This window comes from Amygdalobacter nucleatus, assembly GCF_029167365.1.
In the GTDB taxonomy this organism is placed as follows: domain Bacteria; phylum Bacillota; class Clostridia; order Saccharofermentanales; family Fastidiosipilaceae; genus Amygdalobacter; species Amygdalobacter nucleatus.
This window is the reverse complement of the sequence record NZ_JARFNM010000001.1, coordinates 1365951-1383937: the sequence shown is the minus strand read 5'-3', so window position 1 is coordinate 1383937 and position 17987 is coordinate 1365951. Positions and strand designations below refer to the sequence as shown.

Below are 17987 nucleotides of genomic sequence, written 5' to 3'. Positions count from 1 at the left end.
TAGAAAATCTGCCAGTAGTAATGTACCGACAGATTTAATAGACGATTTCAAAAATCCCATGATTGGTTGAGATAAACGTTCCTGAAAGGTCTAAATCCCGACCATAGGCTTGATAATCAATATAGTTTTGACTAGCTGGTACTTCGCCTAAAGCACCCGTTTCTTCAATGTAGTAGCGTGCCACGTCATACATATCATCACAATCGGAATGAATGATAATATCCTCTTGATGTTCGCTTAGTTCTTCAATGCTTGAAAAATGAGTGAGCAGAGCAGATAGCTCCGATTGTAATTCTTCGGGTAATTCCGATACCATTTCCCATAGTCGATTGAGTTCGCCAATGGAAGTGTATTCGTCAACCGTAAAGGGTAACTCGTAGTCATGAATGGCGTATTCCTCATATTCATCATTCAAGCCGATTTTCTCTTTGACTTCCTCAAAGTCAATGGGAAAGGTAAACCACGCACCGACCAATTCGCCCTCATTGTATTTGCCTAAATTCGCAATATAGACTTGCATATCGTCCATATATTCACGTCCTTTCTTTGTAGAGATTCAAAAATCCCTACCGCACTTCGTTTGGTGTACCATTCCTTTGCGGAACATAAGAAAACCACTTATATTCCACAAAAGAACGGTTTTATTTAAGCACCAATAATGCGATTGAATAGCTCTAGTAAAATGTCTTTTACTCCAGCAGCGTTGAAGACTAAGCCAACCGCAATAATCGCAATAATTAAAAAGCCAATCAGTTTGCTAAACTCACGCTTGAAGCCAAGATACAAGCCAATCACAACGATTGCTAAAAGCACCAGTGATTGAGCGTTTGATAGAAACCAGTTATAAAGGTTTTGTCCAAAATTCATAAAAATGTTCTCCTCTCTATATTCAATGAATTTGTATTTGAGTTATTTTTTTGTTGTTATCACGTCCTGTTCTTTTACTGACTGTTGCTTCAAAATCTGCTTGTGTCGGTCTGTCAGTTTCGCATGGTCGAGAATGTCTTTTACAACCTGCGTCTGGTTGATTTCATCAAGTTTAATCGCAACCTTTAAGGTCGGGGCAACTTGATGAGATAGCCAGTTCAGCGTCCTTTGGAAGGAGTAAGGCTCTGGTTTTGTGGTTAGTTTTAATCGTTCACGATTGTTCCCAATAAACCAAGCCCATTCTTCATTCAGTTTCCAATCAGAACGAGGTTTGGAATCGTCTTTATCTACAAAACGGATATACCGATTGATAATTTTAAAGGCGGTATGCTCTGGATTGTCATAGACGAGTAAATCACGGACTGCATAATAGGCACGCTCATTTTTCAATCGAATCTCAAAACGGTTTTTTACTTCTGCGTCTTCAATGGGAATATCATTTTTCTTGTACTGCTCGTAGTCCTTTTCATAGATACAGAAATAAACTTCACTTTGTAATGAACCGATATAGAGGGTGTTTCCCATACATTCCTTTTCCTCTTTGCGTACCAGTTCGCCACTGCGATAGCTTTTAAAACTGCGGAAGACGGAGATACATTCTTCCTGTTGGCACTTTTCAGTGAGTACAGGGATATTTAAAATCCCTGTCTTATCGTTAATGGCAAGGTCAAGGCGTTTCATCACACCGCCAGCCACCAAAACGTCCATAAAGAACTCATACCAGCTTCTTTGTTGTGCCAGAAGATAGCTTTCAAATTGTCTGCACCCACGACCTTTCAATTCCACCAGAACTCCTTTGTCCAGTTCATGGGAGCAAAGGACGAATATGTCGCCTAAAGCATAATGCTCTGAATAAGAATAGAAACCATAGTCCTCATGAAGAAAATAGGACAGTTTCAGTTGTAAGATGTTTTCGACCACCTGCTGTACGTCTGTTGTCGGAAAGCGAATTCTTACATAATCAAACAGCATTTCAAGGGGAGCGTCGGGATTGAAGCGTTCCAGAGCTTCCCAAAGGGACTGCTGTAAATCCTCTGATGGCTTGACTTTTCCTGTTTCAATATCGCTTAGATACTGCCTTGTAATACCAGTCGCAACAGCTAAACGGTTTTGAGATAGTCCATAAGCCAAGCGTTTTTCTTTTAAATGCTGTAACCAAGTTTGTTCATTCAGTAAAAATCCCTCCAATCAAAAAGGCGTATGTCAACTTTTAAAGCCCATTTGACATACGCTGAAATTTTGTAAATCCCTTGTAACCAAAGGATTTTCTAATGTTTTTTTGACTGTTTCCTGTCGATTTGTACCCCCCTGTTAGATACGGGGGGTTAAGTGCTGGCGTGGCTATTGCCACACCAGCCAGCAAGATCAGTCCACACCTGCGACTTCCGCTTCGCACGTCGCCTGCGTGGACTGTCTGCTGTTGGATAACTTTTTAATTTCCTCCAAGAAATCATATCCTTTTGGTACAAGGGGAGTATAAAACTCTGATATGACACTTGTTCCTACATCAACATAGCCACGACCTTTGATTCGCTTTAAGAAGAAATCCTTTTGTACGTCACTGCCAAACATCATGCCATAGCCCATTTCAGACATACGACCTAAAGCCACTCTGAAATTAAACTGATCACGGATTCCGTCGCCTAAATATTTTGCGTCTGGACGTTGACAAGCCAGTATTAGAAAGAAGCCAGCTTGACGACCTAACATGACAATCTGTTTCAGCTTATTCATAACTGCGGTGTTTTCTTTTGTTCCCAGCATTTCCATGAAAGCGACGTATTCATCAAAGATTAAGAAGTGTGCCGGGAGACCTAAGTAAGCATAATTTTTGCCAGTCTTATAGTTCTTCATCTGCTTCATTTCCTCACTACGTTTCATCATTTCTTCATAGAATGTTTCAATGCAAGAAAGCAAGTCTTCTTTTCTATAGTAGACATTTGCCATCACAGAACCTAAGTCCGCAAGATCAGCATTTTTCGGGTCAAGAATATACAGTTTTGAATCTGTATGAAGCAAGGCTTCAATCAGTGTCAGTATAAAGTAAGTTTTACCGCCACCTGTACCACCAGCAATCAACATATGAGGGAGCTTATCATATTCCCACCATACGTTTTTCATTAAGCGAAGTTTACCATCTTTAGCTTCTACTTCATCAATAGAAATACGACTGGCTATGGTGTCATAGAGCAAAGTATATTCCACATAGGAATCCTTTAACTCTTTATCCGTCAGCTCACAGTACAAGCCACTCTCTAATTTCTTTTCCAAGTGTAAGAGTTGGTCTTGATATTTTCCCAGCGTGATTTCCACCCGTATCTGTATCAAGCCATTTTTAAGTCGATAATACATTTTAGGGAAGTAGGTTATCTTTTCCTTTGTACGACCAGCACTATCTTTAAAGAAACCCTCTGTTTTGACCTGTTCAGATTCATACCACTTGTTTTCAAGTATCATCTTTGCCAGTTTTTGACGGTGGTAAAGTTGTTTAACCGTATCATAGCGAACCCGTTTGAATACAAACGCTACCAGCAAGCAGATAAGAATTGCGACACTGAAACTGATAATTAAATAGGGAATGTCAATCTTATCTGCTTGTGATAGGTTAAAATCCTGCCAGTTGATCTGCTGGATTGTCTTCACATGAAACAGTCCGACAACCAGCAGGAAAACAGGCAGGAGTGACGCTATCGTAAAATGAAAGACTAAATCTTTACCAGATGGGCGAATCCTTTTACCACGCTGTTTCATGCGAAAAAGTCTCCTTTCTACCTAGCGACTATTTGTCTTGTGTCGGTTCTTTCTTTGCTTGTGGTTGAGCTTTGAATGAACTAGAATCCTTTGTCAGCACAATATCGTCTGCCTTGATATACCAGTCAACATCTGCTCCTTGATAGGTGGCAGTAGCAACGGTGTCCGCAATGGGATTGATAAGTTCCACCCGTGCGTTATAATCAAACTCTTTCAAAGGCACGCTGGCAGGAATACTTACTTGAATCATGCGTCCTTGTCCTTTGGATTTTAAGTCATAGGTACGTTCCTTGATTTCATCTGAAACCGACCCGTCTTCATTTTGGATTCTCACTTCACGACGTAGAGCAGAGAATTTCAATTCTCCAAAAGTCGTGTCTTTATCTAATACAATGCCATTTGCTAATCTCATCATTTTTCCTCTCTTTCTTTATTCTTTTATCATGTCGTCAGCATGTAAAAGGTAATTTGTAAAACCACGAGTGCCGATTTTGTAGCCCTCTGCGGTAATACGTGGATTGACTAACTTCACACGTTCCTCAAAGCCGAAATGTTTTTCGCCAGCTTCAGCAGGAAGCACCACCACAATATCATCTGCTCTTTGAACATCAGAATAGAGATTATAGCTTCTTGATAAGACAGTTAGCCGTCCGTTGATTCTTCGCTGAACGACTTTATCCTCGCCAGCAAATTCTAAATTGCCGAATGTTTTTTCCATGTTGGGAATCACAAATTTAAGTTCCATATTTTTACCTATCCTTTCTTTTTTATTGGCTGAATGAATGTTTGATGGTCTTAAAGAGTGGGGAACGACCTTTTGATTCTTGATTTTTTGTTTTCATAAGTTCACTTCCTTTCAAAATCGGGTAAAAAAATAGACACCTCATTTTTTGAAGTGTCTACCTATTAAATATTCAAATTTTATTGGAAGTATCTTTATATCTTCACTTTTCAAGGATAAATCGTCGTATCAAAGCTCATTCATAAGTAGTAAATTAGTAGTAAATTGAGTGGTTTTGACCTTGATAAAGTGTGATAAGTCCAGTTTTTATGCGGATAACTAGATTTTTATGCTATTTTTAGTAATCAAAAATAAGTTGGCGTACCTCTTTATATATACATCGAGAAAACATGCGTGTTTTAGTTTTATCTCAAACAAATTTTCATCATCCGGCAGGTTCATCAAGATGTATTTAAGTTGACCGAACTGAGGCTTTAGCTTCATGTGAATATGTTCTCTAATCTCTCTTTGTTCTTCCAGTTTAACCATATTTTTCTGCAAGATGCTATTTGCCTTTAGAAGTTCGTTTTCGCTTAGCATATCTTCGCTGATACTGATTAGCTTTCTCTTTAGATTGTTGAAATCGGTAAAATCTACAAACCAAAAAGATTTACCGCCCTTGATCTTTGCACTTTCAAGCATAGTATCTTCATCGATAAAAATTGGATTTAATAGCGCATCTTCAATGAGAGATGGCTCGATATCTCTATACATTTTTGGACTGAATATCATCTTGCCATTTAAGTCCATAATCCCAATATTTAAAGAAGAAATCTGCAAGAATGATTCATATCCTCTGTTGGAAGGCAGAAGTCTCATAAACACCAAGGATTCTATAAAAAGCACAACTATCAAGATATTGAATTCTGCACTTTTGAAAATAATTTTAAAGTATTCGAAATTTTTCCAACCAATCATGTATAGAAAAGTATATAGACCCCAGATGATAAGTATAAAGATAGGCAGATCTACAGAAGCTAAATTTCTATTTTTAAAGGAAGGAAGCATTGTAAATACTAAAGTGCATAGAGAAAGAAGTCCTATGTAGATAATTACAAAATAAAATACGGGACCATACATATTTAGACCTCTAACATTTGGGTCAACGGAGAAGACAAGCTCGTGGTAGTCATTGGTCAAGATTAGAAGGGCAGTTACACAAGTAGGTATCCAAAGAAGATTCCAATGATGGCTTATATTTTCTCTCTCTGATTTACCGACGTGAAGAGAAGTGAGGAACACGAGATGAGTTAAAACAAGTGGAAAGACAAAGTAAAAATTTCTTATAAGTCTTACTGCGTCTTCATTTTCGATCAAAAATTCGTACTTCACAGTCCTTATCGTGAGATAACAGATAAGGAGTATGCCGATGATTCTAAATCTAGTGACTATAGAACTTCTAATTACTCTATTCATCATATTGTGCATCCATATAAAAATTACAAACGTATATAGAATAAGCACAATGGTATGTATAGGGAAATCTATATAGTGATAAAAATCCAAAGCATGTAGCAAACAAGCGATTAAGACCAAACAAATAGAAACGATATAACTTATAATTTCTTTGCGATACATAGTAACCTCCCTTCAATAATATTCTACGAAATAAAAGAAATAAAATTTATTAAGCTGTTAAATCAATAAAATAAATAAAATCTTTTTTTAATTATATCAAATATATTATCTATAATCTATTGACCGACACTGTAAAATAAAATCTAAAAATTTTATAAAAGTCATTCTTTCGGGTGATGTGGAGATATTTTAAATTTAGTATTATAAATTTAGCATTATAAATTTATAAAGTTTTCGTTGCTTGCATTACAAATAAATTGGAGGACGCTATGTCAAAGAGTTTAAAGAGGATAGGCACTGTTTTGTTAATATTAACAGCAGTTTTTCTCACAGGATTTAGAGCACAAAACGATGTAAAGATATATGTAAACGGAAAACTTGTAAAATCAGATCAACCGCCACTTATATTTGGAAACAGAACCTTTGTGCCGGTTAGCATTATTGCAGAAAATCTAGGAGCAAAGGTTGAATATAATAGAGAAGATATGACTGTGACCATAGAAAAAGATCACACAAATATTCTTCTAGCCATAGGAGATGACACGGCTTGGTATTCAGATGAGGTAAAAGCTGGACCTGTGCTTCTAGATGAGTCGGTGTTTATAAGAAACAACAGAACCTATATTCCACTTAGATCCGTTTCAGAACTATTTGATATGGATGTGAAATGGAACGCCAAGAAGAGATCAATCTACATAAACGACAAAACTATTTCAGATGATATAGATGAGAATAACGCAGGGGACGAAGTTCTAGAAAGATTAAAAAACTTTCGATCATCGGCGATGGTCTATTCTACATGGACGTTAGCGATTACAAAGTCGATCGAGATGGAACAAAAGACGAAGGTTATTTTGTAACCATTAGAAAAGACAATCCAAAGGACAAAGAACTGACAGAGCTAGTGGGATACTACTTCATAAACAAAACTGGAACCATGGTCCTTAAATATGATGTGGTCAAGGACATATTTGAAAGAATTTATTAGTAATTAAACAAAATAGGAGGTAAAAAAATGGGATTTATTCAAGCATTTAGAGGTTCACTAGGAGGAACTCTCGCAGATCAATGGAAAGATTTTTATGGGCCGATGGAAGGAGTGCCAGAAACGGCGGCATTGTTCCCAGGAGTACCAATGGGAACAAACAACGGTAGAGGAGCAAATTACAAAGGAAATGAAAATGTAATTACCAATGGAACCAAGGTCATCGTTCCAGAAGGAACCGCCCTTGTAACCATCCAAGACGGAGCAATCACCAGCATAATTACAGAAATAGGTGGATATATTTATAGCTCAGACGATCCGAATTCAAAATCCATATTTTCAGGGGACGGACTTATGGAATCCATAGTCAAAACATCCTGGGAAAAATTTAAGTTTGGAGGCATACCAGCCACAAACCAACTTCTCTTCTATGTAAACCTGAAAGAAATACCAAACAATAGATTCGGCACTCAAAGTGAAATCTATTGGGACGATGCCTTCTTCGGCACCCAAGTAGGAGCAGTTATAAGAGGAACGTATACAGTAAAGATCGTAGATCCAATCTCATTTTTAAAAAATTTCGTTCCAGTTAAATATCTAAGTTCTGGAGCACCAGCATTTGATTTAGGAGATATGGATAATGATGCAGCAGAACAACTCTTCAACGAAGTAGTTGGCAGTCTATCAGCGGCATTTTCAAACTATACCAACGATCCAACTAGGGGCAATAGGATTAGCAAGATCCAAGGAGATCAAATAGGATTTGCAAAATCTCTTTCAGCTGCAGTAGAAGACAATTACGAATGGAGTTCCACCCGTGGTCTTGAAATTGTGAAGACAGCAATCTTGGCAATCGAATATGACGAAGATACCAAGGAAATGATGAAGGATGTCAAGAGAGCCGATGCACTTTCAGGCTCCCGTGGCAATTCATTTATGCAACAATCTGTGGCTAGAGGCATGCAAGCTGCAGGAGAAAATGGTGGCGGAGCAAACATGGCATTTATGGGAATGGGCATGAACGCTGCAGGAAATATGATGGGAGGAGTTCAACAACCAAACGTAGGAAACTACTACCAACCTAATTTCGGTGGAGGTCAGTTAAATCAAAACCAAGGAAACTATGGCCAAGGACAAAATCAACAACAAAATCAAGGACAACCACAAAACCAAAACCAACCACCAGAAGATCCAACAGAAAAATTAATTAAGATGAAGAAACTTCTCGATGCAGAAGTCATAACCCAAGAAGAATTTGACAAGATGAAGAGAGAATTACTAGGTCTATAGGTGATTTTATGGAAGACGATATAAAAATAATAGATATGTCAAGCGGCTTAAAGGATGGTCAGATCAAGTGTCCTAAGTGTGGCTCAACAGACATACAGACCAACACCAAGACTGGCAAGCTCAGATGTAATTTCTGTAGAACTGAATTCGAGCCAGAACTAGCACCAGAAGACCAAGACATAAGCACATTAGAAGGAACCACCATGGGAAGTGGAGCAGCAGACATAGACGAAGCTGCGGAAAGCATAATCACAGTTAAATGTGAAAGCTGTGGCGCCGAAGTAGTAATCGATACCAACACCACCACCCAGGCGAGGTGTCACTGGTGTCGCAACACACTCTCCATCAACAATATAGTGCCGAATGGAGCAGTGCCAGACGTCATACTTCCATTTAGCGTGACAAGGAGTGACGCCCAAGAAGAGATAGAAAAATTCGTCAAACAGAGAAAATTTTTCGCCCATCCAAAATTTACAAGGGAGTTTACCACAGAGAATATCTGCGGAGTCTACCTTCCGTACATGCTTGTGGATGTCAACGCCCACATGCACCTATGGGGCGAAGGAGAAATCAAAACGAATAGCTACGAAGTTGGCACAGGGGACGACAAACATACAAAGTACGACGCAGATTGCTACGAAATCGAAAGGGACTTTGATATATTTATGGATGATTTATCCATAGAATCTTCAACCGACAAACTGGATTACACAGCCAAGGAAAAAACTACCAACATCATAAACGCCATCATGCCCTTTGACACAGAAAACTCTGTCAAGTTTAACGCAAACTACATGAAAGGCTACACATCAGAGAAGAGAGATAGTAATATCGACTTTCTAAGAGAAGCAGTCTTTGCACAAAGCTCCGACGTGGCAAGACTTGCAGCAAAGGATACTGTGGAAGAATATGACAGAGGTGTAAGATGGGAGGACGAAGACTACAAAGTAAAAGGCGATTCATGGAAGGCAGCCTACCTACCAGTGTGGCTCTACAGCTATATGCAAAAGAAAAACGGCAAGAATCTACTTCACTATGTGGCGGTAAACGCAAGAACCAAGGAAACCATGGGTAGCGTGCCTATAAACTTTACGAAGCTGTTTATCTGTTCAGTCCTTGTTGAGATCTTAGGAGGATTAGCAGCATTTGTATTAAATCTTGTGGCTGCTATGAGCATTTTTGACGACACAAAATTCCAAGATTCAAGGCAGCTCTTCTGGATCCTATTACTATCAGGATTCGTCTTTTACTTCACAATGTATGCAAGGTACAGAAACTCAGACGAAAGGCACCACTACGAACTAGAAACCAAGCACGAAATAAGTAACCTAATTTGCAAAGACAAATTTGTAAAAAATCTAAAAGGACTTGCAGAATGTTATATCGAAGGCGAAAACTCAAGTGAACTAAAAGGTAACAGGCTCGATCTAACCAAGGACAAACACCTCAAAAAAGCAAAAGAAAAAGGAATCCTGGATGAGGTCGAAGAAAATAAAAAGAGACTTAACGAGACTTTTGACAAGCAGTCATAAATTAACATGATTAGAAAATGAAAGACTAACTATTAAAAGTCAAGAAGAAAAAGCATGAAAATGCAGAAATGCAAATCGGATAAAAAGAACCTTGATAATTGCATAACGAAATAAGCACCACGAGGTGCTTGGCAAATAAGTCGTATAAGGTAGCGGCTTAAGCCAGAGGAATAAAGGCAACCCGTCACGACTGTTCTTGAAGGTAAATACTTCAATGAAACACTTGCCATTAGCATCTAGGATAACACAGTCGTGTTTATCCATGGCTACATCAATTCCTGAGTAAAACATAGCAGACCTCCAGTAAAAATTAGGCACTGTATTGCCTCACAGACTTGTTTGTTCTCACGTAACCTCGTGCTACATAAAACGTCATGCGTTATCTAACTAATTACCGCTTAAACAAACGGCTGTGGTTATTGCCTTTCTTAAAACGTCTATGCGTTAGGAGGTAAATACTAATTCACAGCGTCTGTTAGAGATTATAAGACCTTGCTGAGGGTCTATAAAAACTACAAATCTAATAATACGAGGAGAAAATAATGGGATTATTCGGTAAAAAAGAAAAGAAATTATGTCCAATATGCGGCAATGAAATGAAATTCTTAAGCGGCTTGACAGTTGAAGATGGACGAATCTGCAGTGATTGTGAAAAGATGCTCCGCGGTAAGTTCGATATCACTGAATATTGGAAAAAAAGATGGGGCAAAGATGGCTTTAATAGAGCAGATTATGTAATAAAAAACAGAGATCCTCTAAAGGTCATGACAATAGCAGAAATTGAAAAAATGATAAAATCAATGAAAGAAGATCAAAGAGAGATTATAGAGAATGTCGGTTCCGATTATGCCAATGTTGCCAAAGCCGACAAATGCTTCTCCATTGCACCGAAGGCATTAGATGTTGGAATGAAACGTGCGAAGGCATACAAGAACAGAATTGTGGCTACCTCAGAGATTATAACCGGTGAATTGGCTAAAGACGATAAGGTTACAATTACTACAAATGGCAATGATATCACAACGACTATTCTAGATGTCATTGAATGTTCTAGTAGCTCAACATTTGAGACGATGCTTGCAGCCAATACGGGCAAGCATAAGGTAGGAGCAGGAACAAGTGCATGGATCATCTTGGATCTTACAGAAGGAGTAAGTGAAGGAAGTCTAATTCAAAAGTAAAATATTACATTTTAAACCCATTGGTTATACCGGTGGGTTTATAAAATTTTCTCGTCTCATACTTTCGGGTGATGTGGGAAGCAAAATATTTTTATAAGATAACGATATAAAGCATATGTTTCCATACGAAAAGGATTAAGGAGGGAAAATATGAAAAAATCATAATACTAATCATCGCCGGAGCATTAATACTCGGACTTGGAATACTTATCTTGGTAGAACAACCAGGAATACAAAAGACACTGCAAGAAGCGGTATACATAGATGATGGGAAAATAAAAATCGAAAACGAAGGTAAGCTTATAATCCTTGCAGGCAGGCTCGAACCAGAAGTCTGATGGCTCAACAGGAAGCTTGGCAATTGATTGGAAAATAAAGAAAGCTAACATAGAGGGCTTCATTACTTACTCAGCTGTTCATAGAGACGGTAGCACTTTAGCAGATATCCTTATAAACAACTATATAAATGGATATTTAAACCGAATAACAAGAATTTGAATCAAAGAACAGGACAAGCAATGCTGTATCCTTATAAAGAGTTCGTGGTAAGTTTCAATGCTAATGGTCACGGAATAAAACCTAAGGAGCAAACAGTTAGGGATGGAAAACAAGCTAAAGCACCAAGTGACCCAATAGACACTGATTTTGACTTCGGCGGTTGATATACAGAAGCGACATGTGATAATGAATATGATTTCTCAAAACCTGTTAATGGAGATATAACACTTTATGCTAAATGGACAAAGAAGCCTGTAGCACCACCAACACCAACACAATACACAGTTACAGCAAGAGTAGACGGCGGCTACGGAACAGTTGATCCAACAACAAAGACAGTAGATGAAAATACAGATGTTACTTTAACATTCACAGCAAATACTGGTTATGAAATTGATACAGTAACAATTAACGGTACACCAACAACAGTTAACAGATCTATCGTAGTAAAATAGAATTCACTCTTTAAAACTAGATAAGAAAAGTAAAAACAGTTTAGTTATCAAGACCGTTTTTATTTACATAAGTCGAAAAAGTTTATATGTAGATTTTAATTCTGTACTAAATAGAGTAAAGTTGAAATGAAGGGATATTATGAAAAGAAATTTTAAATTTTTAATTGTTTTTATGGTGGCGATGGTCCTCCTTACTGGTTGCAAGAAGGACGGAAATTCGCCTAAGGTAGAACATAAAAAGGCAAATGCAAATTCTGCGGTGGAAAACTCTAAAGAAAATGCTTCAAAAGCCAAGGAAAATCTAAAGCCTGTTGACGGGGCTGTTATCGGTTCCATGTCTTCATATGTAGAGGACAGAGAAGTTTGGAAGGACTTCGTCGATGAAAAATACATAGGTTTTGCAAAGAGGGATGATTATGGCATCCACGTTCCTAGGATTCTTTTGGATTCCAAGGACGCAAAGGCGGCAAATGATAAGATCGATGGTTTGGTAAAATATATAAAAGATCTATATACTACTCATAAAAAGGATATGGGAGATTTCGAAATTGGGATCTACTCTTATTTTTCCGTTTATCAAGATGAAAATGTGCTAAGTGTCGTGGTTGAAGTTTCTAATATATGGGAGGGAGAGGTTCCGATGTACGAAGTGTGTAACTTCTCTCTTCCTGATGGAAAATTTATAAATGACGAAGAACTTATGAAAAATTTTGGCACAGATAAGGAAGAAATCCTTGGGATGATTGAAAATAGTCTTAGCGAGGAACAAACTCGTAAAACGAATCTATATTATAGAGATGTAACGGATTCTACCTATATCTACAATCCTTCTAACTGCACAGGAAAGCTTTTAAACGATATATGGGATAGTTACAATTACAAAAATAGTCAAATCTTTATAGACGAAATGGGCACACCTAACTTTGTTTTTTTTGAGTATTCCAGTATGGACATGGGACTAATCCCAACGGCTCTAAAACTAAAGATAGATAAATTCGATAGAAGTGAGATTTCAGATGAATATCTAAGAATGGCGAGAAAACTCGGCGTCGATCTAAAGGATAAAAATCACAAAGCCTTTGTAATCTATCTGGGCTCTGCCTACGATGAAGCTACTTTGAAAGCTCCTCTTGAAAAACTATTTGCTTGGACAAGTATTTTTTCTGATTTTGAAGATCCGCGAATGATCATCTCTATGAAAGATGGCGAAGTTGGCGACAGACCATATTTAAACGGAGAGGAGTGCTACTTAGTAATTCCTAAGTACAAAAACGCTTCAGTTTCTCTAAAAGAACTGGAATTTTCTGAAGATGGAAAATTAAAAGAGGTTGATAATATTTATTTAGACGCTATTTCTAGTAGTGGCACCACATTTATCTTCCAAAATATAAGCGACATCGCTCCAAATGGCAAGATCACCATCAGGTACAGAGACGACAGTTTCGAGTTTTCGCCTTCAATCAGTCTTAAGGACGGAAGTCTTGTGCTTCCGGAAGAAGTTGTTGACGGAGAAGATGTCCTCGATTGGAATAGTTTGATTAACAAAGAAAACTATTCACAAATGATGTTTGAAAGAATCATGTCCATAATGGGCAAGGGTTAATTTACTAGTCGAATGGTCGAAAGGAGCAGGATAATTTTTGAAGAGAGGAAAATTAAGTAAAAAGAAGATAATTTTATTGATCCTGCTACTATTAATTTCAAATCCATTCGACTCAAGAGAAGGAGTTGTCTCTTCCTATAGAGCGGTACTGTATTCCTATACGACCTATCGCGTGGCAAGAGATAATTCGTACCGTACAGTCAGCGAATTTTTGATATTTCCATTCAACTTTTTGAATTAAATAAATAAGAGAAACTGTTGAAGATAATAAAAAGAACTATGAGAAAAGACATCTCAGAAATTGATCAAAAAATCATCTCAATGTACGCCAAAGGGATGACAACAAGGCAAATTTCAGATACATTGATGGATATTTATGGATTTGAAGTATCAGAAGGTTTCATATCTGACGTAACGGACAAGCTGCTACCACAAATAGAAGAATGGCAAAATCGACCATTAGATGAGATTTATCCGGTATTTTTTATTGATGCAATTCACTATTCTGTATGAGAAAACGGAATAATACGCAAACTTGCAGCCTACGTCATTTTAGACATCGGCTGTAACGGCAAGAAAGATGTTTTAAGCATAGAAGTTGGTGAAAATGAGAGTGCAAAGTACTGGTTATCGGTCTTGAAAGCCTAAAAAATCGGGGCGTAAAAGACGTGATGATCATATGTGCTGACGGACTGGCCAGCATTCGTGAAGCTATATCTACAGCTTTTCCTAACACTGAATACCAACGTTGTATAGTTCATCAAGACCGAAACACTCTAAAATATGTGGCAGATAAGGACAGAAAAGAATTTTCTAAAGATCTAAAGACAATCTACAATGCGACAAACGAAGAACAGGGGCGCAAAAATCGAGATTATGTGACAGAAAAGTGGTCGACTAAATATCCCAATGCCATGAAACGCTGGGAAAGAGATTGGGATGTTATAACACCTATCTTTAAGTTTTCAGCTGATGTTCGTAAGGTTATCTATACGAAGAAAGCAATTGAAAGCCTTAATGCAACTTATCGCAAATTAAATCGCCAAAGGAGCGTTTTTTCAAGCTCACAAGCGTTATTGAAGGCTTTGTATCTATCTACTTTTGAAGCTACGAAAAAATGGACTATGCCACTTAGAAACTGGGGCCAAGTTTATGGCGAATTGACGCTCATGTATGAGGATAGGCTACCTGAATAACTTGAAAATACCAAGCAAAAGAGCAGACAGGAAACACCTGCCTGCTCTTGACATGCAATTTCACATGAATTATATAATGAATAACTGCTAAGTAGTTGGAATAGCAAGCATCTGGGCTAATAAGCAGGAAATTATATCACAGGAAATCTTATTTACAGAGATTTATTCACACACTCCCTTATTAACTGAAAGGAATTTACACCAACTTTCTTGACACAACCTTTAAAGTGGTTATTCATATGAGAATTATCACTAATTAACTACTCCATTATGTTCTTAAAAAATTCTCAACTTCCCAAAAACATCGCCATCGCTTACAATTAACACATACCTCTCTAAGAAAGGAAGACCACATGAAAACTAAATTTAACGTAAATCAAACAGGTGGCTTAGAAGTTAGCTTACTATCAACCGAACAGGTACAAGCTTGTTCAGAATGTGCCAAACTCAAAGCAAGAGGCTGCTTCTCTGGCAAATTAGCTGAAACATACTTTATACCTGAATTTTCAGGCTCTAAACAAAAACTATTAGCAGGCTTTGGCGAACCTGAGAAACTTACAATTGACGATTATCGTTTGTTGGCTTTCAATATCGGCAAATGCGCCCATCAACACAAATTGACAGAAATTAGCTTAAAGTTAGACAAACCCAAGCACCTTTGCTTAGGTAGAATTACGCAAGCAGTTGCAGAAGGCTTCTGGCGGGCTGACCATGCTTTTGATGAATATTTTACAGACAAAGAGGTCGATCCTGAATTGACTGTCAACTTGCAAGTTCCTAGCGACAAGCTTGAACGTGTCGAGGCTAATTTGGCTGAGATGCATGACGTCATGGAAGGCATTGAATTGACTCAAGAATTAGCCAATCAGCCAGCTATCGTGATGTATCCAGAACGCGTATGTGAGATTGCAAAAGAAAAATTAGCCCCACTTGGCGTTAAAATTGAGATCTTTGATAAAGCAGCTTGCGAACAATTAGGCATGCATGCTTTCTTGGCTGTAGCTTCTGGCTCAGATCGTGAACCGAGATTCTTAGTTATGACCTACGAAGGAAATCCTGCAAGTAATGAGCGTTTAGGCTTGGTTGGTAAAGGCATCTGCTATGATGCTGGTGGTTACTCCATCAAATCAACAGAGGGTATGTCCACCATGTTTGATGATATGACAGGCGGTGCCACAGTTATCGGCGCTATCTATGCTTTGGCCAAACGTAAAGCCAAGGTCAACGTGGTAGCTGCAACAGCACTTTGCGAGAATATGTTGTCTGGTAGTTCCTATAAGCCTGGTGATATTGTTCGCTCCATGGCAGGCAAAACTATTGAAATTGCCAATACTGACGCAGAGGGCCGTGTAACATTGGCTGACGCTGTTTACTATGTCACAAGCCGTTGCAATGTAACTAAGATTGTTGATATTGCTACTTTGACAGGTGCTTGCTTGGTAGCTTTGGGCGAAGAGTTTACAGGCGTTGTTACAGATAGTGACGATTTCTACAAGGATTTGGAAAATGCAAGCTCCAAGGCCGACGAGAAGATTTGGCGTTTGCCAGTTTCTGAGCGCTTCAAAGCCATGAACAAGAGCAAACGGGCCGACATCAAGAACGTAGCTGGGCGCTTAGGTGGTACAGTTACAGCAGGCTTGTTTGTCCGTGAATTTTTGGCCAAAGATATGCCGTGGTTGCACTTGGATATTGCTGGGACAGCTTATTTGCATGAAGCAAGCGGTTATCTACCAATTTTTGCAACAGGCACGATAGTTAAGACATTCTACAATTTGGCTAAGCAACAAGAAGCATGTTCATCAGCATGTGAACGATAAATTTCAAATTTAGAGAAAATATTCATTTTTAAAAGGGCAACTAACCAAAGTTGTCCTTTTTATTTCATTTTGTGACTTTTCGCTTGCGACTTAAAATGAAGCGATTTATAATATAAATATTAGGGGTAAATTTATCAATTTGTTACATTTGCTTTAATGAGAGGAGAGAATTCTAATGGAAGACAAAAAGTATCTATTAGGAACGAGCGAGCAACAGGAATGGATGCGCAATTATTTCTTTGCTCCAAGGGGAATTGGGTTCACAGAACCTGGAACAGTGGCCACAGATAGTGCTGAATTTAGCGCTTATAATATTGCCAAATCTTTTTATCAAAATTATCCAGAGGTATTTAATTTGGATTACATTGCCTCGAAAATTAAGGTAGACAAGGCTGAAATTCGTACCAGATTGAAGAGAATGTATGACGAGCGTTTGATCATGCTAGTTTATAATCCAGCAGTAGCAGTATATGGTTGGGGGCTTTATTACTGGGTAGTTAAACTAAAAGACAATACACCAGCTGAGCTTAAGCAAGAATTATCCAACTGGTTCCAAAATAAAGATGATATTTGCACAGGTTATGAAACAGAGGGTGATTTTGATTTCTTTAACGGTAATCATATGCGCGTTTTGGATAACTTATTGGCAGATGTCATTGCACCATGGAAAGATCGTCCGGAAGTTGAATATGTGCATCTTTGCCCAATTCGTCGCGATGTGCGTGAGTCCAATGTTAATATGTGGGACGCTCCAGGTGATGGCTATCGCAAATTCGTTTGGGGTAAGGCTCAAGTTGATAAACTGTTAAAGATGCAAGACAAATTAGACAAAGTTGACTTTGCAATTATTGATGCCATCAACAACACCAAATCCATCGCTGATATGTTCGATTACAATGTCTTAGCTCAACTTTCAGGCTTAGATGGCGAACAGATGAAGAAAGATTTCGTCAAAATTTGTGATGTAGGCCGTTATGCTGTACCAATGATTTATTTGAATCACATGAAGCTCGGTTTACACATGAAGATGTATCTAGTTCGCATGTTCCAAAATGTTCCAAGCTATCGTAAATCACAAATTACCGATGAATTGTCAGCTATGCCTGAGTTTAATAATATTTGGGAATTTACCGATTCATTCTATGACATTATGTTGAGCTCTTTTGATGAGTTGACCGATTGGGAAGCTTTGAGAGCTAAAATTGAAAACTATGGCGAAATTGAAGAAGTCAAAGTTTCCACATCACCTAAACAGTTCCGGCGTTGGGTTTGCCGCTTAGATGATCAAAACGGTTACTGGGAAGAGTGCGTCTTTACCGATGATTTCCTGCAGGATCGGACGGCAGTGAACGATGTGAAATGCTGCTTTTCTGGAAAGAAAGAGGTGAAATAA

Annotated in this window: 16 protein-coding genes and 1 pseudogene; 9 read left to right on the top strand and 8 right to left on the bottom strand. The window is 38.2% G+C overall.

The window, feature by feature from the left end; genetic code table 11:
- Positions 1–34: 34 nt before the first annotated feature.
- The 7 genes from PYS62_RS06260 to PYS62_RS06225 form a co-directional block, all read right to left on the bottom strand.
- Positions 35–529 (bottom strand): antirestriction protein ArdA, encoded by a 495-nt coding sequence (locus tag PYS62_RS06260; RefSeq protein WP_066713634.1) that lies wholly within the window; start codon positions 527–529, stop codon positions 35–37.
- A gap of 116 nt (positions 530–645) precedes the next feature.
- Positions 646–867 carry a hypothetical protein gene (locus tag PYS62_RS06255; RefSeq protein ID WP_001009056.1) on the bottom strand — a complete coding sequence of 74 codons (222 nt, stop codon included), beginning with the start codon at positions 865–867 and terminating at the stop codon, positions 646–648.
- A gap of 42 nt (positions 868–909) precedes the next feature.
- Positions 910–2100, bottom strand: a complete 1191-nt coding sequence (mobT, locus tag PYS62_RS06250) for a MobT family relaxase (protein ID WP_191619837.1) — start codon at positions 2098–2100, stop codon at positions 910–912.
- Positions 2101–2292: 192 nt separating this feature from the next.
- Positions 2293–3678, bottom strand: coding sequence for an FtsK/SpoIIIE domain-containing protein (locus tag PYS62_RS06240; RefSeq protein ID WP_000813488.1), 1386 nt, complete (start codon positions 3676–3678; stop codon positions 2293–2295).
- Between the two features lie 28 nt (positions 3679–3706).
- Entirely contained in the window at positions 3707–4090 is a 384-nt protein-coding gene (locus PYS62_RS06235) for a YdcP family protein (protein ID WP_001234286.1), read from the bottom strand.
- A gap of 18 nt (positions 4091–4108) precedes the next feature.
- Complete coding sequence (locus PYS62_RS06230) at positions 4109–4423, bottom strand: YdcP family protein (RefSeq protein ID WP_000420682.1); 315 nt, start codon at positions 4421–4423, stop codon at positions 4109–4111.
- A gap of 315 nt (positions 4424–4738) precedes the next feature.
- On the bottom strand, positions 4739–6037 hold the full coding sequence (locus PYS62_RS06225) for a hypothetical protein (RefSeq protein ID WP_315574177.1): 1299 nt from the start codon (positions 6035–6037) through the stop codon (positions 4739–4741).
- Positions 6038–6306: 269 nt separating this feature from the next.
- On the opposite strand from PYS62_RS06225, the gene PYS62_RS06220 reads away from it, so the two are divergent.
- The 3 genes from PYS62_RS06220 (at position 6307) to PYS62_RS06210 (ending at position 9844) form a co-directional block, all read left to right on the top strand.
- Positions 6307–6897 carry a copper amine oxidase N-terminal domain-containing protein gene (locus PYS62_RS06220; RefSeq protein ID WP_066713631.1) on the top strand — a complete coding sequence of 197 codons (591 nt, stop codon included), beginning with the start codon at positions 6307–6309 and terminating at the stop codon, positions 6895–6897.
- 155 nt (positions 6898–7052) lie between these two features.
- Positions 7053–8312 (top strand): SPFH domain-containing protein, encoded by a 1260-nt coding sequence (locus tag PYS62_RS06215; protein WP_066713629.1) that lies wholly within the window; start codon positions 7053–7055, stop codon positions 8310–8312.
- A gap of 8 nt (positions 8313–8320) precedes the next feature.
- Entirely contained in the window at positions 8321–9844 is a 1524-nt protein-coding gene (locus tag PYS62_RS06210; protein ID WP_066713627.1) for a TFIIB-type zinc ribbon-containing protein, read from the top strand.
- A gap of 39 nt (positions 9845–9883) precedes the next feature.
- Here the strand turns inward: PYS62_RS06210 and PYS62_RS06205 are convergent, their stop codons facing one another.
- The gene (locus PYS62_RS06205; RefSeq protein ID WP_315574176.1) at positions 9884–10135 is read right to left on the bottom strand and encodes a hypothetical protein; all 252 of its coding nucleotides are present in this window, start codon (positions 10133–10135) and stop codon (positions 9884–9886) included.
- A gap of 251 nt (positions 10136–10386) precedes the next feature.
- Between PYS62_RS06205 and PYS62_RS06200 the strand changes: the two genes are divergently transcribed.
- The 6 genes and pseudogenes from PYS62_RS06200 to PYS62_RS06175 all read left to right on the top strand — a co-directional run bounded on the left by PYS62_RS06200 (position 10387) and on the right by PYS62_RS06175 (position 17987).
- Positions 10387–11025, top strand: a complete 639-nt coding sequence (locus PYS62_RS06200; protein WP_066714202.1) for a hypothetical protein — start codon at positions 10387–10389, stop codon at positions 11023–11025.
- A 518-nt stretch (positions 11026–11543) separates the two neighbouring features.
- Complete coding sequence (locus PYS62_RS06195) at positions 11544–11687, top strand: hypothetical protein (RefSeq protein ID WP_315574175.1); 144 nt, start codon at positions 11544–11546, stop codon at positions 11685–11687.
- Positions 11688–12117: 430 nt separating this feature from the next.
- Entirely contained in the window at positions 12118–13581 is a 1464-nt protein-coding gene (locus PYS62_RS06190; RefSeq protein WP_066714209.1) for a hypothetical protein, read from the top strand.
- Positions 13582–13863: 282 nt separating this feature from the next.
- Positions 13864–14777 (top strand): annotated as a pseudogene (locus PYS62_RS06185) (IS256 family transposase); the annotation flags it as partial.
- 353 nt (positions 14778–15130) lie between these two features.
- Positions 15131–16594: a leucyl aminopeptidase gene (locus PYS62_RS06180; protein ID WP_066712101.1), complete on the top strand. Its 1464-nt coding sequence runs from the start codon at positions 15131–15133 to the stop codon at positions 16592–16594.
- A 175-nt stretch (positions 16595–16769) separates the two neighbouring features.
- A complete protein-coding gene (locus PYS62_RS06175) occupies positions 16770–17987 on the top strand; it encodes an AsnC family transcriptional regulator (RefSeq protein ID WP_066712104.1) in 1218 nt (405 codons plus the stop codon).